This is a genomic window from Pseudomonas sp. 4CAES_32.4, assembly GCF_058136335.1.
On the sequence record NZ_CM176882.1, the window covers coordinates 1251159 to 1266672 of the forward strand.

Below are 15514 nucleotides of genomic sequence, written 5' to 3' on the forward strand. Positions count from 1 at the left end.
TTTGTTTTTTAAAATCAACAGCAAGATCAAAAGATCGCAGCCTTCGGCAGCTCCTACCGAGTTTGTTGGCATTGAAAAAGGCGGTCATTCTAAAGCAAAACGGCGGCCCGAAGGCCGCCGTTTGACGTTATCCGTTACCGATTATGCTGTTGCCGGCTCAGGCTTGGCCGCAGGTTTTGGCAGCGACGACAGGAACGCCATGATCAGCGCCGCCAGGTACGGCAGCGACTGCACCAGCAACATCACCACCCAGAAACGCATGTCGTTGCTCGGGATGCCGTTGACCAGATAGATCCCAAGTGCCGCGCCCCACAACAGCAGCATGATGAACAACTCTTCCCGCGCTTCCGAAATTGCCACCCAGAAGCCGTGGTTGTCGGCGTTTTTCGGCGTGCGGAAGAACGGAATGCTGCTGGTGAAGAAGCCGTACAGCACCGCTTTGGCGATGGTGTGCGACAACGCCAGCCCGGCCAGTGCCGCGCAGAAGGCATCTTTCAGGTTCACGCCGACGGCGCGACGGTAGAGGAAGATGATCTTGCCGACCTTGAACACAAACAGCGCCAGCGGCGGGATTGCGAAAATCAGCAGCGGCGGATCGACCCGCTGCGGCACGATGATCATCGCTGCCGACCACAACAGTGCGCCGACGGTGAAGAAGATGTTCATGCCGTCCGCGACCCACGGCAACCAGCCCGCAAGGAAGTGGTAACGCTGGCCGCGCGTCAGTTCGGTGTCCTTGCCGCGCAGCAGGCTGCGGGTGTGGCGCTTGATGATCTGGATCGCACCGTAGGCCCAGCGGAAACGCTGCTTTTTGAAGTCGATGAACGTATCGGGCATCAACCCTTTGCCATAACTGTCGTGGTAATACGCCGCCGACAGGCCTTTTTCGAACACGCGCAGACCGAGTTCGGCGTCTTCACAGATGCACCAGTCAGCCCAGCCCAACTCTTCCAGCACCGAACGACGGGTCATGGTCATGGTGCCGTGCTGGATGATCGCGTCACGGTCGTTACGGGTGACCATGCCGATGTGGAAGAAGCCTTTGTATTCGGCGTAGCAAAGTTTCTTGAAGGTGCTCTCGTTCTGATCGCGATAATCCTGCGGCGACTGCACCACAGCGATTTTCGGATCGGCGAAGTGCGGCACCATGTGCTTGAGCCAGTTTGGGTGCACGCAGTAATCGGAGTCGATCACGGCGATGACTTCTGCGTCCTTGGCGGTGTGCGGAATCAGGTAATTCAGCGCGCCACCCTTGAAACCGGCCAGGGGCGACACGTGGAAAAACTTGAAGCGCGGGCCGAGGGTGGCGCAATAGTCGCGCACCGGTTCCCACACCGCCGGGTCCTTGGTGTTGTTGTCGATGATCAGGACTTCGTAGTCCGGGTAATCGAGGGCGGCAAGGGCGTCGAGGGTCTGTTTGACCATCTCCGGCGGCTCGTTGTAGCAAGGCACGTGGATCGAGACTTTCGGGCGATAGCTGGAGTCGCCCTCGACCGGCAGGAATTCGCGCCGACGCTTGTGAATCCACACCGCTTCGGCCAGCTCATGCGCCTCCGTCAGCAAGACGATAAACACCCCGAGCGCGCCGAGCGCCAAGAGGAAACCGACCGTCAAACTGAACCAGGTGCTGTATTGCAGGCTGTAGTCGTAACCGATCCACACCAGCACCGAACCGCAAAGGAAGGCGATAAAGGTCAGGAAGATTCGCCCACGCTGACGCAGGGCCGAGCCGTCGATCATCAGCAACGTCAGCGACAACAGCGCCAGCACCACCGAGCCGATCGCCAGCACGCGCCATTGCGGAATCGCCACGACCGGGCCTTCGAAGTTGAATTTCTGCTGGCGCGCGGCGTTGAACACGCCCCAGTACGCGCCGACCGAGCCTTCGTCGCTGGCCTTCCACGGCTGGTCAAACGCTTCGATCACGAAGTAGTTGAAGCCTTGGCGGTTAAGCTTGTTGACCAGGTTGCGCAGGTAAATCGCTTGATCCGCCGGCGATGCATCGGCGCCACCGCGCATGCGGCCGTTGCTCGGCCAGCCGACCTCGGAGAGCAGCAGCGGTTTCTTCGGGAACAGCTTTTTCAAGTCGCGAGCGCGGTCGAACACGAACTGGCCAGCCTTGTCGACCGGGATGAACTCCCAGTACGGCAGAACGTGGGCGGCGATCAGGTCGACGTGCTTGGCCAACTGAGGGTATTTCTCCCAGATGTGCCACTGCTCGGAGGTGGTGACCGGTACTTTGACGGCAGCACGCACGCGATCGAGCAAAACGATCAACGCCTCTGGGGTGATCTCTTCACGGAACAGCGCCTCGTTGCCCACGACCACGCGAACCACACTGCGCGAGGAGTTGGCGAGTTCGATTGCGCGCTGGATTTCCCGCTCGTTGCGCTCAAGATCAGGGCTGATCCAGATCCCCAGCGTCACGCGCAGGCCGAACTCTTCAGCCAGTTTCGGGATGTCTTGCAGCGAACCGTCGACCGAGTAGATGCGGATGTTGTCCGTCAGCTTGCTCATGATCTCCAGGTCGCGGCGCATTTCTTCGTCAGACGGATACTGATCCTTCTGCGGATATTGTCCCTGCTGGAACGGCGAATAGGAGAAACCGGAGATCTGCTCCGGCCAGTTCGGCGCGGAAACCGGGCGATTGATCAGCGCCCAGAAGCCGGTGAACAGGGCAGCGATTGCCAGAACCACCACCAGGTTGAGTCCAAATTTACGCGATGACATAGCTATTTCGGGTTCCAAAGGCTGTGGAACGAAGGATCGGTCGGCTAGACGCCCGAGGGGCGCGCATCCTACACCGGCAGTTCACAAGTCGTACATCAGACAGGGAAATGCCCGACATTGGGCAGCCGACTTTGACTTAAGTTCTTACACTTGTAGCTGCAGGCTTAGAACTTGTCGCCGCGTGGCCCTATAATGCGCGCCGGTTTTTGGGGTAATGGTCATGAGTACAGAAGATCCGCGGTTTGCAGGCATCGCCCGTTTGTATGGCATCGAGGGCCTGGAGCGCTTGCGCGCGGCCCATGTGGCGATCGTCGGCGTCGGTGGCGTCGGTTCCTGGGCGGCGGAAGCCATGGCCCGGTGTGGCGTCGGCGAGATTTCGCTGTTCGACCTCGATGACGTCTGCGTCAGCAACGCCAACCGCCAGTTGCACGCGCTGGACAGCACCGTCGGCAAACCCAAGGTCGAGGTCATGGCCGAGCGCCTGCGCGGGATCAACCCGGACTGCACCGTGCACGCGGTGGCGGATTTCGTCACCCGCGACACCATGGCCGAATACATCACGCCGAACATCGACTGCGTGATTGACTGCATCGACGCGGTCAACGCCAAGGCTGCGCTGATTGCCTGGTGCAAGCGCCGCAAGATTCAGATCATCACCACCGGCGGCGCGGGCGGGCAGATTGATCCGACGCTGATCCAGGTCTGCGACCTCAACCGTACATTCAATGACCCGTTGGCCTCGAAAGTGCGCTCGACGTTGCGTCGTGACTATGGCTTCTCACGTACCGTGACCCGCCATTACAGCGTGCCGTGCGTGTTTTCCACGGAGCAACTGCGCTATCCGAAGCCGGATGGCAGCATTTGTTTGCAGAAGAGTTTTGTTGGTGATGGCGTGAAGCTGGACTGCGCGGGTGGGTTTGGTGCGGTGATGATGGTTACGGCGACGTTCGGCATGGTCGCGGCGACCAAGGCTGTGGACAAGATTGTGGCGGGTGTTAGGCGTCCTTCAGATCGGGTCAAACCTCAAGTTTAATCTGTGTGGCTGATGGCCCCATCGCTGGCAAGCCAGCTCCCACAGGGTTCTATGGTGTTCACAGACAAGGTGAATCCAATGAAATACCTGTGGGAGCTGGCTTGCCAGCGATGGCGATTAACCGGCCAACTCATTCATTCGCTGGAGCACGGCATTCAGGCCATTACTGCGCGACGGCGATAGCTGGCGCGAAAGGCCTAGATGATTGAACCAGTCCGGCAAATCCACCTGCTGCAACTCAGCGGCCGACAACCCGTTAACCCGCAACAGCAACAACGCCACCAACCCGCGAATCATCCGCGCATCGCTGCTGGCGCTAAATTGCCAGTGACCGTCACGCAACTCCCCAACCAGCCACACCTGACTCTCACAGCCATGCACCCGGTTGGCCTCGCACTTGTCCGCATCGCTGAGCGGCGGCAAACGATCACCAAACTGCATCAACAACCGCGCGCGCTGTTCCCAGCCCGCCGCGTTCTGAAAAGTCTGCAGCGCCTCAGCGGCTTCGACCGGCAAACTCATCGCAACAACTCCAGCGCCTGATCCAGCGCTTCAAAAAAGCGCTCCAGATCCTCGGAATCGTTGTACAACGCCAGCGACACGCGAATCGCCCCGGCCAGCTCAAAGCTTTTCAGCAGTGGCATCGCGCAGTGATGGCCGGCGCGTACGGCGATGCCTTGCTCGGTCAGCAAATGCGCCAGATCGGCGTTATGCACACCCTCGACGACAAAACTGGCCAAGGCCAGTTGCGGCTTGCCGAGCAGGCGAATGCCATTACGCGCCGCGAGGCCGCGCAGCAGATAGTCGTGCAGCGCCGCTTCATGGGCCGACACCGCGTCTTGATCCAGACCGGTCAGATAATCGAGGGTCGCGCCGAGGCCGATCACGCTGGCAATCGGCGGTGTGCCCGCTTCGAAACCCAGCGGAGCGGGGCGGAAGCGCGAATCCTGGTAGTTGGCTTCCAGCACCATCTCGCCGCCAAACTGCCATGGCTTCAACTGCTCAAGCGCTGCGGTGCGCCCGAACAACACGCCGAGACCATCGGGGCCGTAGAGCTTGTGACTGGAAAACACATAGAAGTCGCAGCCCAGCGCCTGTACGTCATGGCGACCATGCACCACGCCTTGCGCGCCATCGACCACGGTCAACGCGTTCTGCGCTTTGGCCATGCCCAGCAGTGCCGGCAACGGTTGCCAGGCACCGAGCACGTTGGACAACTGACTGACCGCGAGCAATCGCGTGCGTGGGCCAATCAAATGTACGGCGGCGGCAAGGTCGATCAAACCGTCGGCGTCCAGCGGCAGGATCACCAGTTTCAGATGGCGACGTTGCGCCAGTTGCTGCCACGGCAGCAGGTTGGCGTGATGCTCCAGGGCGCTGATGACAATTTCATCGCCCGGGTGGAAAAGATGTTCCAGGCCATAGGCCAGAAGGTTCAGCGCACTGGTGGCGCCGTGGGTAAAGATGATTTGCCCGCTGTCACCGGTATTCAGCCACTGGGCAACCTTGCGCCGACTGTCCTCGAACGCCTGCGTGGCATGAGCGCCGGGCAGGTGTTGCGCGCGATGCACATTGGCCGCGCCGTTCGCGTAGTAATGCGTCAGTGCGTCGAGCAGGGCTTGGGGTTTTTGCGTGGTGGCGGCGTTGTCCAGATAAGTCTGGTCTTGCCGTTGCAGTGCGGCGATGGCCGGGAAATCGGCACGCCAGGGGGAGGGAATCATCACGGTTTCTAGCCCTGGTGAAGAGGGGCGGGATGTACGCCAAATCCTGTAGGAGTGAGCCTGCTCGCGATGGCGTCCGTGAGGGCGCTAAAAGCATCGCGAGCAGGCTCACTCCTACAATGGATTATTCAAGCACTTAGTTGTGAGCGTGCAGCGCTTCGTTCAGTTCGATCGCCGACTTGTGGGTTTTGCATTCCACAGCGCCGGTTTCCGAATTGCGACGGAACAGCAGGTCAGTCTGACCGGCCAGCTCACGTGCTTTCACGACTTTAACCAGGTTGTTGTTTTCGTCCAGCAGCGCAACCTTGGTGCCAGCGGTCACGTACAGGCCCGACTCAACAGTGTTGCGATCGCCCAACGGAATACCGATACCAGCGTTGGCGCCGATCAGGCAGCCTTCGCCAACCTTGATCACGATGTTGCCGCCGCCCGACAGGGTGCCCATGGTCGAGCAACCGCCGCCCAGGTCCGAACCTTTGCCGACGAACACGCCAGCCGATACGCGGCCTTCGATCATGCCCGGGCCTTCGGTGCCAGCGTTGAAGTTGATGAAACCTTCGTGCATCACGGTGGTGCCTTCACCGACGTAGGCGCCCAGACGCAGACGCGCGGCGTCAGCGATACGCACGCCGGCCGGAACCACGTAGTCGGTCATTTTCGGGAACTTGTCCACCGAGAAAACTTCCAGCAGCTCACCGCGCAGACGGGCTTCCAGTTGCATTTCGGTCAGTTCGCTCAGGTCGATGGCGCCCTGGCTGGTCCACGCCACGTTCGGCAGCAACGGGAAAATACCGGCCAGGCTCACGCCGTGTGGCTTGACCAGACGGTGCGACAGCAGGTGCAGCTTGAGGTAGGCCTCAGGCGTCGAAGTCAGTTGAGCATCTTCGGCCAGCAGGGTGGCGACCAGTGGCTTGTGGCTTTCGGCCAGACGGGTCAGCAGCTTGCCTTGCACGGCATCTATGCCTTTCACGGCTTCAGCCAGTTGCGCCGCTTGTGCGGTAGTGAAAGTGATGGCCTGGTTGCCTTCGGTGTAACCGAGGATCGGCGCAACAGCAGCGACCAGTTCGGCCGAAGGATTGAGCAGTGGCTGTGCGTAGAACACTTCCAGCCAGGCGCCTTGACGGTTCTGAGTGCCGACACCAAAGGCGATGCTGAACAGGGAATTGGACATGTGAATACACCTCTACAAAGAGTGACGGGCTGCTTACTTCAGAGCGGCCGCGTAGATATCTGGCTTGAAGCCAATCAGGGTTCGGTCACCGAGATCGAGCACCGGGCGCTTGATCATCGAGGGTTGAGCGAGCATCAGTTCGATGGCTTTCGACTGGTCGAGATCGGCTTTGCGTTCGTCGTCGAGTTTGCGAAAGGTCGTGCCTGCGCGGTTCAACACCGTTTGCCAGCCGTGTTCGTCACACCATTGGGTCAGGTGCTCACGGTCGATGCCGGCGGTTTTGTAATCGTGAAAGTCGTAGCTGACAGCGTGTTCATCGAGCCAGGTGCGCGCCTTCTTCATGGTGTCGCAGGCTTTGATGCCGAAAAGGTGCAACGTTTTACTTGAAACGGTCAAGGAATCGCCCCCTTTACAGGTGCTGGAGAAAAATGGTGACGGATTATGCCATGACCCAGAAGCTAAAGCGCAAAACCCTGCAGGAGCTGTCGAGTGAAACGAGGCTGCAATCTTTTGATTCTGTTTTTAACGATCAAAAGATCGCAGCGTGCCGCAGCTCCTACAAAAGGGGTGTGCGACATAGGTGCAACGGTCAGACACAGCCTAAGCGGCTAATATGGCAGTTCAACGCTGTCGATTGTCTGAGATTTCCGCTTTATGCAAACCGCCTACACCGTTCTGATCCTGCTGATGCTGGTCAGCGTCTCGCGTCTGGTCGGTCGGGTCATCCCGCTGCCATTGCCTCTGGTACAAATCGCCGCCGGCGCCTTGCTCGCCTGGCCAACGCTCGGTCTGCATGTAGCGCTGGACCCGGAGTTGTTCCTTTTTCTGTTCCTGCCACCGCTGCTGTTTTCCGATGGCTGGCGCATGCCCAAGCGCGAGTTCTGGCATCTGCGCGGACCGATCCTGACGCTGGCCGTGGGGTTGGTGCTGTTTACAGTGGTGGGCGCCGGTTACTTCATTCACTGGTTGTTGCCGGCAATTCCGTTGCCGGTGGCATTTGCACTGGCCGCTGTGCTGTCGCCGACTGACGCCGTGGCGGTTTCGGCGATTTCGCAGAACCGCTTGCCGACACCGCTGATGCACATTCTGCAAGGTGAGGCGCTGATGAACGATGCGTCGGGTCTGGTGACCTTCAAGTTCGCCCTGGCCGCAGCCATCACCGGCGTGTTTTCGCTGACCAACGCCAGCCTGACCTTTGTCGTCGTAGCGCTGGGCGGACTGGCGGTCGGTGTGGCCCTGAGCTGGCTGGTCGGGCGTCTGCGGGCGTGGATGATCGCGCGCGGTTGGGACGATCCGGCGACTCACGTGGTGTTCATGCTGCTGTTGCCGTTTGCCGCGTATGTCTTGGCCGAGCGCCTCGGCGTCTCGGGCATTCTGTCGGCGGTGGCGGCGGGGATGATGCAGAGCTGGCTCGATCTGTTGCCCCGGCAGACCAGCACTCGCTTGCTCAACCGCAGCGTCTGGTCGTTGCTGGAGTTTGCCTTCAACGGTCTGATCTTCCTGCTGCTCGGCCTGCAATTGCCGGACATCATCAAAGCCGTGGTCAGCCACGAGCCGACGTTGTGGCCGACGCTGTTTTATCGCTGTCTCGATGTCGTGGCGATTTTCCTCGCCCTGGTGCTGTTGCGGTTTATCTGGGTGCAGAGCATATGGCGCTTGTCGGTACTGTTGCGCCGTTGGCGCGGGAAGGGCGATCTGACCCAAGTGCCGACCGCGCGCTCTTGCTGGCTGCTGACCGTCGGTGGCGTGCGCGGGGCGGTGACGCTGGCGGGTGTGATGTCGGTGCCGATGTTGATGGGCGCAGAGGCATTTCCCGAGCGTGATCTGCTGATCTTTATTGCTGCGGGCGTGATTCTGCTGTCGCTGATCTCGGCCTGTATCGCTCTGCCGTTGTTATTGCGTGGCATCGAAAAAAGCCCGGACGACAAGCGTCGTCAGGAAGTTCGCGACGCTTGGCGCAAAACCGCAGAGGCGGCGATCCACGCGCTTGAGACTGAAGAAGCCGCCCCTCAGGATGCGGCTCAAGCGGCACTGGCCACAGAGCTGAAGGCGCGGATCATGTCCGAATATCGCCATCAACTCGAAGTGTTCAACGACTCGGCCGAAGCCCAGGCGCTGGCGTTCCAAATGGATCTGCTGGAGCGCCGTTTACGTTTGAAGGCGCTGCGGGCACAGCGCCTTGAGCTGTATAGCCTCAGTCGTCATCACCAGATCGGCGATGACGTACTCAGGGAAGTGCTGGCAGATCTTGATCTGAGCGAAGCCAATCTGGGGCAGATCAAATAGTCTCAGCGCAGTCGCTGGCGGGATAAGCTTTTGCCATAAAGGCTTTATCTTTCTCGCTGAGCTCCAGGTTCAAAAATAGTTGAAAGTCACCGTGTGTCCACGATTGATGAATCTGGTAGTGCATGATGGATTTCGGATCGTACTTCGAATAATTGACTTCGCTCTTATCCAGAAGATTGAAGTAACGCTCGTCAACGGCCTTGCGCTGGAAGTTCTCTTCATCGGCATCCTCGGGAACCCAGTGCGCTTCGTAAACCGCACTTTTGTTCCATGGGATGTTGGCCTCCGGGTGTAAATGCTCATGTTCTGCCCCCAAAGCGTGACCAAATTCATGCATGACGTAGTGAGCAAATAATTTCGGCTGGAGCATCCATTCTGCAATCTCCATGGTCGGGCCTTCTGTTTCAAGCAAAGCGTCCGTGCCGACTTTCGACCAGTACTGGCCTTGCCCGGCTTGAATTCGTATATCGCCTTCAGGCCCTTCAACGAAATCGAACTTCAAGTTGATGTGGGGCAGCCACTGACTGGCGGCTCGCTTGACGGCATCTTTGAATGCCTCGCTTCCACTCAGAAAAGCAATTCGCAGAGTACGTCCCGGTGCCCAGAACTTTGTATGCCGGACGACGCTGCGCTTTTTTCGGCCAGAAGAGGGGGCAGAACTGTTTGCGGGGTTTTCGCTAATGGCTGTTGCATAGGAGGCAGCAATGTCCGAGGGCTTCAGTGCTGTACACGCATTGGGTGTGTTCATTATTAACAATCCTTGTTATTTGTTTGAAAAATAGCTGTTTGAGTGTGAGCCGTTTAGTGCTTTATTTCGGGTAAAGCAATCGCATCAGTTGTTTGTCTTTTTTGCTGATTTTCCGGTTGATCGAGGTTTTCCAGTTACCCAGTGTCAGGCTGTTAAGCACGGGGTAGTGCATGATCGACTTCTTGTCGTAATCAAGATACAGCGCCTCGAATGAGTTGAATGGTGTGAAAAGGTTTTGATCCACTTGCTCTATTGTCAGCGGGTTCATCTCGCGGGTTTGATAGTGTTGATAAACTTTCGGCTTGTCCCACGGGATGTTGGCTTTCGGGTGCTGGTGTTCATGCATTGCGCCAAGTGCGTGGCCAAACTCGTGCAGTACGATGGTCACGAAGTCTTCATGATCAGGCTTGACGGCAAGGCTCAGAGTGGCCTGGTAAGGCACGATGATCAGCGCGTCGGTGCCCAGGACCGAGCTGTTGTAGGGAGTCTCGGTCGCAATGCGAATATCACCTTCCTTGCCCTCGACGAAATCAAACGTCAGGTTCACGTATTGCATCCACTGGCTGGCAATATCAATGATCTTTTGTTTGTGCCCGGCTTCTGGATTATCCATAAAGGCGATTTTCAGCGTTCGACCGTTTGCCCAGAGCTTCGAGTAGTTCACCAGGGAGCGCTTGCGACGATTGCCCGTGGTTGCGCCAGCGTTGGCTGGATTTTCGTTAATCGCCGCTTCGAAAGAAGTTTGTTCATCTAAGGCAGGGGGTAATTGCAAATCCAGAATCGAATGCATGTCGGTTCTCTTCCTGGTGGTCAAAGTTTGTTTGTTTGAAATGAGTAAGCACTTCAAGACTAACTTTGGTCTGCAGGCGGAGAAAGCCGGGAAATAGTTTGATATGTAACCTGGCAATTAAGCCGGCGCGCCAGATTGCCTGGCGCGGGCACTTTGTAGTTACTTGCGACGAATAATAAAGTCGCGAATTCGTTCAGCCGCTTCTACACATTCGGCCAGCGGCGCAACCAGCGCCATGCGCACGCGACCCGCACCTGGATTGACGCCGTCAACGTCGCGCGACAGGTAGGAGCCCGGCACCACGGTGACATGCTCTTCAGCGAACAGATCGCGGCAGAATGCAGCGTCATCACCCTGCACGTTCGGCCACAGGTAGAAGCTGCCATCAGGGCGCTGCACATCCATCACCGGGCTGAGAATCTCCAGCACCGCGTCGAACTTCTCGCGGTACAGCGCACGGTTGGCGCGCACATGGACTTCGTCGTTCCAGGCCGCGACGCTGGCCAATTGCGTTTGCACCGGCATCGCACAGCCGTGGTAGGTGCGATAGAGCAGGAAGCCCTTGAGGATGTCAGCGTCGCCGGCGACAAAACCGGAACGCAGGCCTGGCAGGTTGGAACGCTTGGACAAGCTATGGAACACCACGCAACGCTTGAAGTCGTTGCGACCCAGTTCGACGCAAGCTGTCAGCAGACCGGGCGGTGGCGTTTGTTCGTTGAAGTAAAGCTCGCTGTAGCACTCGTCGGCGGCGATCACGAAGTCATATTCGTCAGCCAGCGCGATCAGCTTTTTCAGCACGTCGACTGGAATCAGTGCGCCAGTCGGGTTGCCCGGCGAGCACAGAAACAGGATCTGGCAGCGCTGCCAGATGTCCGGGGAAACGGCGTCGAAATCCGGGTTGAAGCCATTTTCGTCGAGGCACGGCAGGTAGTGCGGTTTGGCCCCGGCGAGGAACGCCGCGCCTTCGTAGATTTGGTAAAACGGGTTCGGGCTGACCACCAGCGCGTCGTCGCGACGGTTGACCACGGTCTGGGTGAAGGCGAACAACGCTTCGCGGGTGCCATTGACCGGCAGCACGTTGCGCGCCGGATCGATCCAGCCGCTCGGCACGCCGAAACGACGCTCGCACCAGCCGGCAATCGCTTCGCGCAGCGCGGGAATGCCAAGGGTGGTCGGGTACACCGCCATCTGATCCAGACTGTTGGCCAGCGCTTCGGCGACAAAGCTCGGCGAGCGGTGTTTCGGCTCGCCGATCGACAGGGCGATCGGGCGTTTGTCCGGGTTCGGTGTAACGGTGCCGAGCAGAGCGCGGAGCTTTTCGAACGGGTAAGGCTGGAGCTGGTTCAAAGCGTTGTTCATGGGGGCTGGGTCTCGTGCTAAGCCATTTGAATCCGTGCGCGCCATCAGATGCTGAGGCGCGAAAGCTTGATATCGGGTTCCTGATTGACGCTCAGTTGCTCAACGATCGCATCCTGCAAGCGGCTGCACAGCAGCGGGTCGGACAACGGCTGGTTGTGCGCGTCGGTGATGAAGAATACGTCTTCTACTCGCTCGCCCAGGGTCGCAATTTTGGCGTTCTGCAGCGACAGGTCGAACTCGAGGAAAATCCCGCCGATCCGCGCCAGCAGTCCCGGGCGATCAGGTGCGGTCAATTCCAGCACCGTCACCGGGCGTTGTGCGTCGTTGTGGATCGTCACCTGGGGCGCAAAGGCGAAATGCTTGAGCTGGCGCGGCACCCGGCGCTGAATGATCGTCGGGTAGTCATCCGGGTTGCGCAGGGCTTCGGTCAGGCCTTCGCGGATCTGCTTGACCCGCGCCGGGTTGTCGCCGATCGATTCGCCTTCGTTGTCGAGCACGATGTAGGTGTCGAGCGTGAACTGGCTGCTCGACGTGATGACCCGTGCGTCGTGAATGTTCAGGTTGAGCTGATCCATCGCGGCCACGGTCACGGCGAAGAAGTCATGCTGGTCTGGTGCATAAATGAAGATCTGCGTGCCGCCCTCGAACTCGCGCTGAGTGGTTTCCTTGATCAGTACCAGCGGCCCGCCATCGACGGGCTGCTGCAGGATCGCGTCGCTGTGCCAGGCCACATCGCCAGCGGTGTGGCGCAGGAAATAGTCATCGCCCAACTGCGCCCACAATTGCTCGACATCATCAGGATCGGTGCCGCCGCGCACCAGAATATCCAGTGCAGCGCTTTGGGTCTGGCGGATCTGTTCTTCGCGGTCGACGGGATTCTCCAGCCCGCGACGCAAGGCGCGTTTGGTTTCGGTGTAGAGCTGGCGCAACAGGCTCGCTCGCCATGAATTCCACAGTGTCGGGTTGGTCGCGTTGATGTCGGCGACGGTCAGCACGTACAGATAATCGAGGCGTGTTTCATCGCCGACCGCCTGCGCGAAATCATGGATCACCTGCGGATCGGACAAGTCCTTGCGCTGGGCGGTGGTCGACATCACCAAGTGGTTCTGCACCAGCCAGACGATCAGGCGGCTGTCCCACACTGGCAACTGATGGCGCTGGCAGAACGCCTCGGCATCGACCGCGCCGATCTCCGAGTGGTCGCCGTGTCGACCCTTGCCGATGTCGTGGTACAGACCGGCCATGTAGATCAGTTCGGGCTTGGGCAGCTTGGCCATAAGCTTGGCGGCCAGCGGGAATTTTTCCGACACTTGCGTGTACTGCAATTTGCGCAGGTGCTTGATCAGGTTCAGCGTGTGCGCATCGACCGTGTAGATGTGGAACAAGTCGTGCTGCATCTGCCCGACGATAAAACCGAACTCCGGCAGATAGCGGCCAAGGATGCCGTAACGGTTCATCCGGCGCAGGTTACGATGGATGCCGATCTTGCACTTGAACAGCTCGATGAACAGGCTGGTGTTGCGAATATCGTTGCGGAAATTGTCGTCGATCAGGTGACGGTGTTCGCGCAGCAAGCGAATGGTGTCGGCGCGCACGCCTTTGATTTCCGGTTGTTGCGCCATCAACACGAAGATCTCGAGCATGGCGAACGGTGTGCGACGGAACACGTTGTCGTTGCGCGCCTCGATATAGCCGTCATGCAGCTGGAAGCGCGCGTTGATCGGCTGCGGCGGTGCTTCGTCTTCCGGGGCGAGGATGACCTCTTCGAAATGCTGGATGATCAGGTCGCTGAGCTGGGCGATGCTCATTACCACGCGGAAATACTGTTGCATGAAGTTTTCGACTGCCTGTTTGGCGTCGTCGCCTTCAAAGCCGAGCAAACCGGCAATGGTGCGCTGGTGGTCGAACAGCAAGCGGTCTTCGGAGCGACCGGCGAGCATGTGCAGGGCGTAGCGCACCTTCCAGAGAAATTCCTGAGAGGAGGCGAGGAGAGCATTTTCGCTCTCGACCAGGAAGCCTTCGCCGGCGAGGGCGCGCAGATTCAGGGTGCCGTATTGGCGACGGGCAACCCACAAAATGGTCTGAATATCTCGCAGACCGCCCGGCGAGCCTTTGACGTTGGGTTCCAGGTTGTATTCGGTGTCGTTGTACTTGTGGTGGCGAGCCTTTTGTTCGGCGCGCTTCGCGAGGAAAAACTCCTTGGCCGGCCACATGTGCGCGGTGCTGGTGACATCGAGCATGCGCTGGCGCAGACGCTCGGGGCCGCAAATGGTGCGGCTTTCCATCAGGTTGGTGACCACGGTCAGGTCGGCGCGGGCTTCTTCGGCGCATTCATCGACAGAGCGAACGCTCTGACCGACTTCCAGGCCGATGTCCCACAGCAAAGTGAGAAAACGCTCGATGGAATCGCGGAAGACTTCGTGATCGGCGCTGTCCAGCAGGATCAGCAGGTCGATATCGGAATAAGGATGCAACTCACCGCGACCATAACCGCCGACCGCGACCAGCGCGATGTCAGCGTCTTCGCTCCAGTTGAACTGGTCCCAGGCCTTTTGCAGGATGTTATCGACGAACCAGGCGCGGTCTTCGATCAGGCGGCGAATGTCGCGGCCATTGCGAAAACGCGTGTCGAGTACCTCGCGAGCCTGGCGGATCGCCTTCTTGAACGCCGCGATAGGACTCGCTTTAAGGGCCAGTTCAGCCTGGAACTGGCCGCGGTCGAAGAGTTCGGGATCCACCTGCGGCATCGATTGGCTTTCCTTCTATAAGGCTGGGAGCGTTTTCTGGATCAGGCCGAGATGCGCGGGATGGTGTCGTCGGCGCGCAGAGTGAAGATCTCGTACCCGGTATCGGTCACCAGCAGGGTGTGTTCCCACTGCGCCGAGAGCTTGCGGTCCTTGGTGATCGCGGTCCAGCCGTCGCCCAATACTTTGGTGTCGGCCTTGCCCTGGTTGATCATCGGCTCGATGGTAAAGGTCATGCCAGCCTTCAGCTCCATGCCGGTGCCGGCGCGACCGTAGTGCAGGATCTGCGGCTCTTCGTGGAAAACCTTGCCGATGCCGTGGCCGCAGAACTCGCGAACCACGGAGAATCCGTTCTTTTCAGCGTGCTTCTGGATCACTTCGCCGATGTCGCCGAGGCGGCAGCCGGGTTTGACGATTTCGATCGCCTTGTACATGCATTCCTGAGTGGTCTGCGACAGACGCTCGGCCCAGACTGGCACTTCGCCGACGTGGAACATGCGGCTGGTGTCGCCGTGGTAGCCGTCCTTGATCACGGTCACGTCGATGTTCAGGGTGTCGCCGTTTTTCAGCGGCTTGTCGTTCGGAATCCCGTGGCAGACCACATGGTTGATCGAGGTGCAGATCGACTTCGGGTAGCCCTTGTAGTTGAGCGGGGCAGGGATGGCTTGCTGCACATTGACGATGTAGTCATGGCAGATCTGGTTCAGCTCATCGGTGGTGACGCCCGGTTTGACATGTTCGGCAATCATTTCCAGCACATCGGCGGCCAGTTTGCCGGCGACGCGCATGCCAGCGATGTCCTCGGGAGTTTTGAGGTTGACGGTCATACAGGCTCTCTCTGCGCTCGGCGGCGCTTGCTGATACGAATGGGGTGGCAAGTGTTCGTTTTGCGACCCTGAAAAACGCGATTCTAACAGACGCACGGCGCAAAT

The 15514-nt window shown here is 59.1% G+C and carries 12 protein-coding genes; 2 read left to right on the forward strand and 10 right to left on the reverse strand.

The window, feature by feature from the left end; genetic code table 11:
• Positions 1-141: 141 nt before the first annotated feature.
• A complete protein-coding gene (locus AC3Y64_RS05485) occupies positions 142-2730 on the reverse strand; it encodes a glycosyltransferase (RefSeq protein WP_489986708.1) in 2589 nt (862 codons plus the stop codon).
• A 214-nt stretch (positions 2731-2944) separates the two neighbouring features.
• Between AC3Y64_RS05485 and tcdA the strand changes: the two genes are divergently transcribed.
• A complete protein-coding gene (gene tcdA / locus AC3Y64_RS05490; protein ID WP_150743265.1) occupies positions 2945-3763 on the forward strand; it encodes a tRNA cyclic N6-threonylcarbamoyladenosine(37) synthase TcdA in 819 nt (272 codons plus the stop codon).
• A 117-nt stretch (positions 3764-3880) separates the two neighbouring features.
• Here tcdA and AC3Y64_RS05495 read toward each other — a convergent pair whose 3' ends face one another.
• The 4 genes from AC3Y64_RS05495 to AC3Y64_RS05510 all read right to left on the reverse strand — a co-directional run bounded on the left by AC3Y64_RS05495 (position 3881) and on the right by AC3Y64_RS05510 (position 7051).
• The gene (locus tag AC3Y64_RS05495; RefSeq protein ID WP_489986709.1) at positions 3881-4285 is read right to left on the reverse strand and encodes a SufE family protein; all 405 of its coding nucleotides are present in this window, start codon (positions 4283-4285) and stop codon (positions 3881-3883) included.
• Entirely contained in the window at positions 4282-5487 is a 1206-nt protein-coding gene (locus AC3Y64_RS05500) for an aminotransferase class V-fold PLP-dependent enzyme (RefSeq protein WP_489986710.1), read from the reverse strand. The genes AC3Y64_RS05495 and AC3Y64_RS05500 overlap by 4 nt, the downstream gene beginning before the upstream one ends.
• Positions 5488-5620: 133 nt before the next feature.
• On the reverse strand, positions 5621-6655 hold the full coding sequence (gene dapD, locus AC3Y64_RS05505) for a 2,3,4,5-tetrahydropyridine-2,6-dicarboxylate N-succinyltransferase (RefSeq protein WP_141128834.1): 1035 nt from the start codon (positions 6653-6655) through the stop codon (positions 5621-5623).
• A 33-nt stretch (positions 6656-6688) separates the two neighbouring features.
• Positions 6689-7051, reverse strand: a complete 363-nt coding sequence (locus AC3Y64_RS05510; protein ID WP_003222107.1) for an ArsC family reductase — start codon at positions 7049-7051, stop codon at positions 6689-6691.
• A gap of 258 nt (positions 7052-7309) precedes the next feature.
• Between AC3Y64_RS05510 and AC3Y64_RS05515 the strand changes: the two genes are divergently transcribed.
• Positions 7310-8941, forward strand: coding sequence for a Na+/H+ antiporter (locus AC3Y64_RS05515; protein WP_489986711.1), 1632 nt, complete (start codon positions 7310-7312; stop codon positions 8939-8941).
• Here AC3Y64_RS05515 and AC3Y64_RS05520 read toward each other — a convergent pair.
• The 5 genes from AC3Y64_RS05520 to map form a co-directional block, all read right to left on the reverse strand.
• Positions 8934-9689, reverse strand: coding sequence for a M12 family metallopeptidase (locus AC3Y64_RS05520; RefSeq protein WP_489986712.1), 756 nt, complete (start codon positions 9687-9689; stop codon positions 8934-8936). The two genes, AC3Y64_RS05515 and AC3Y64_RS05520, sit on opposite strands and share 8 nt — an antisense overlap.
• A 61-nt stretch (positions 9690-9750) precedes the next feature.
• Positions 9751-10479: a M12 family metallopeptidase gene (locus tag AC3Y64_RS05525; protein WP_489986713.1), complete on the reverse strand. Its 729-nt coding sequence runs from the start codon at positions 10477-10479 to the stop codon at positions 9751-9753.
• A gap of 159 nt (positions 10480-10638) precedes the next feature.
• On the reverse strand, positions 10639-11838 hold the full coding sequence (gene dapC / locus AC3Y64_RS05530; RefSeq protein WP_489986714.1) for a succinyldiaminopimelate transaminase: 1200 nt from the start codon (positions 11836-11838) through the stop codon (positions 10639-10641).
• A gap of 44 nt (positions 11839-11882) precedes the next feature.
• Positions 11883-14585, reverse strand: coding sequence for a [protein-PII] uridylyltransferase (locus AC3Y64_RS05535; RefSeq protein ID WP_489986715.1), 2703 nt, complete (start codon positions 14583-14585; stop codon positions 11883-11885).
• A gap of 41 nt (positions 14586-14626) precedes the next feature.
• The gene (map, locus tag AC3Y64_RS05540; RefSeq protein ID WP_489986716.1) at positions 14627-15409 is read right to left on the reverse strand and encodes a type I methionyl aminopeptidase; all 783 of its coding nucleotides are present in this window, start codon (positions 15407-15409) and stop codon (positions 14627-14629) included.
• Between the last annotated feature and the right edge of the window lie 105 nt (positions 15410-15514).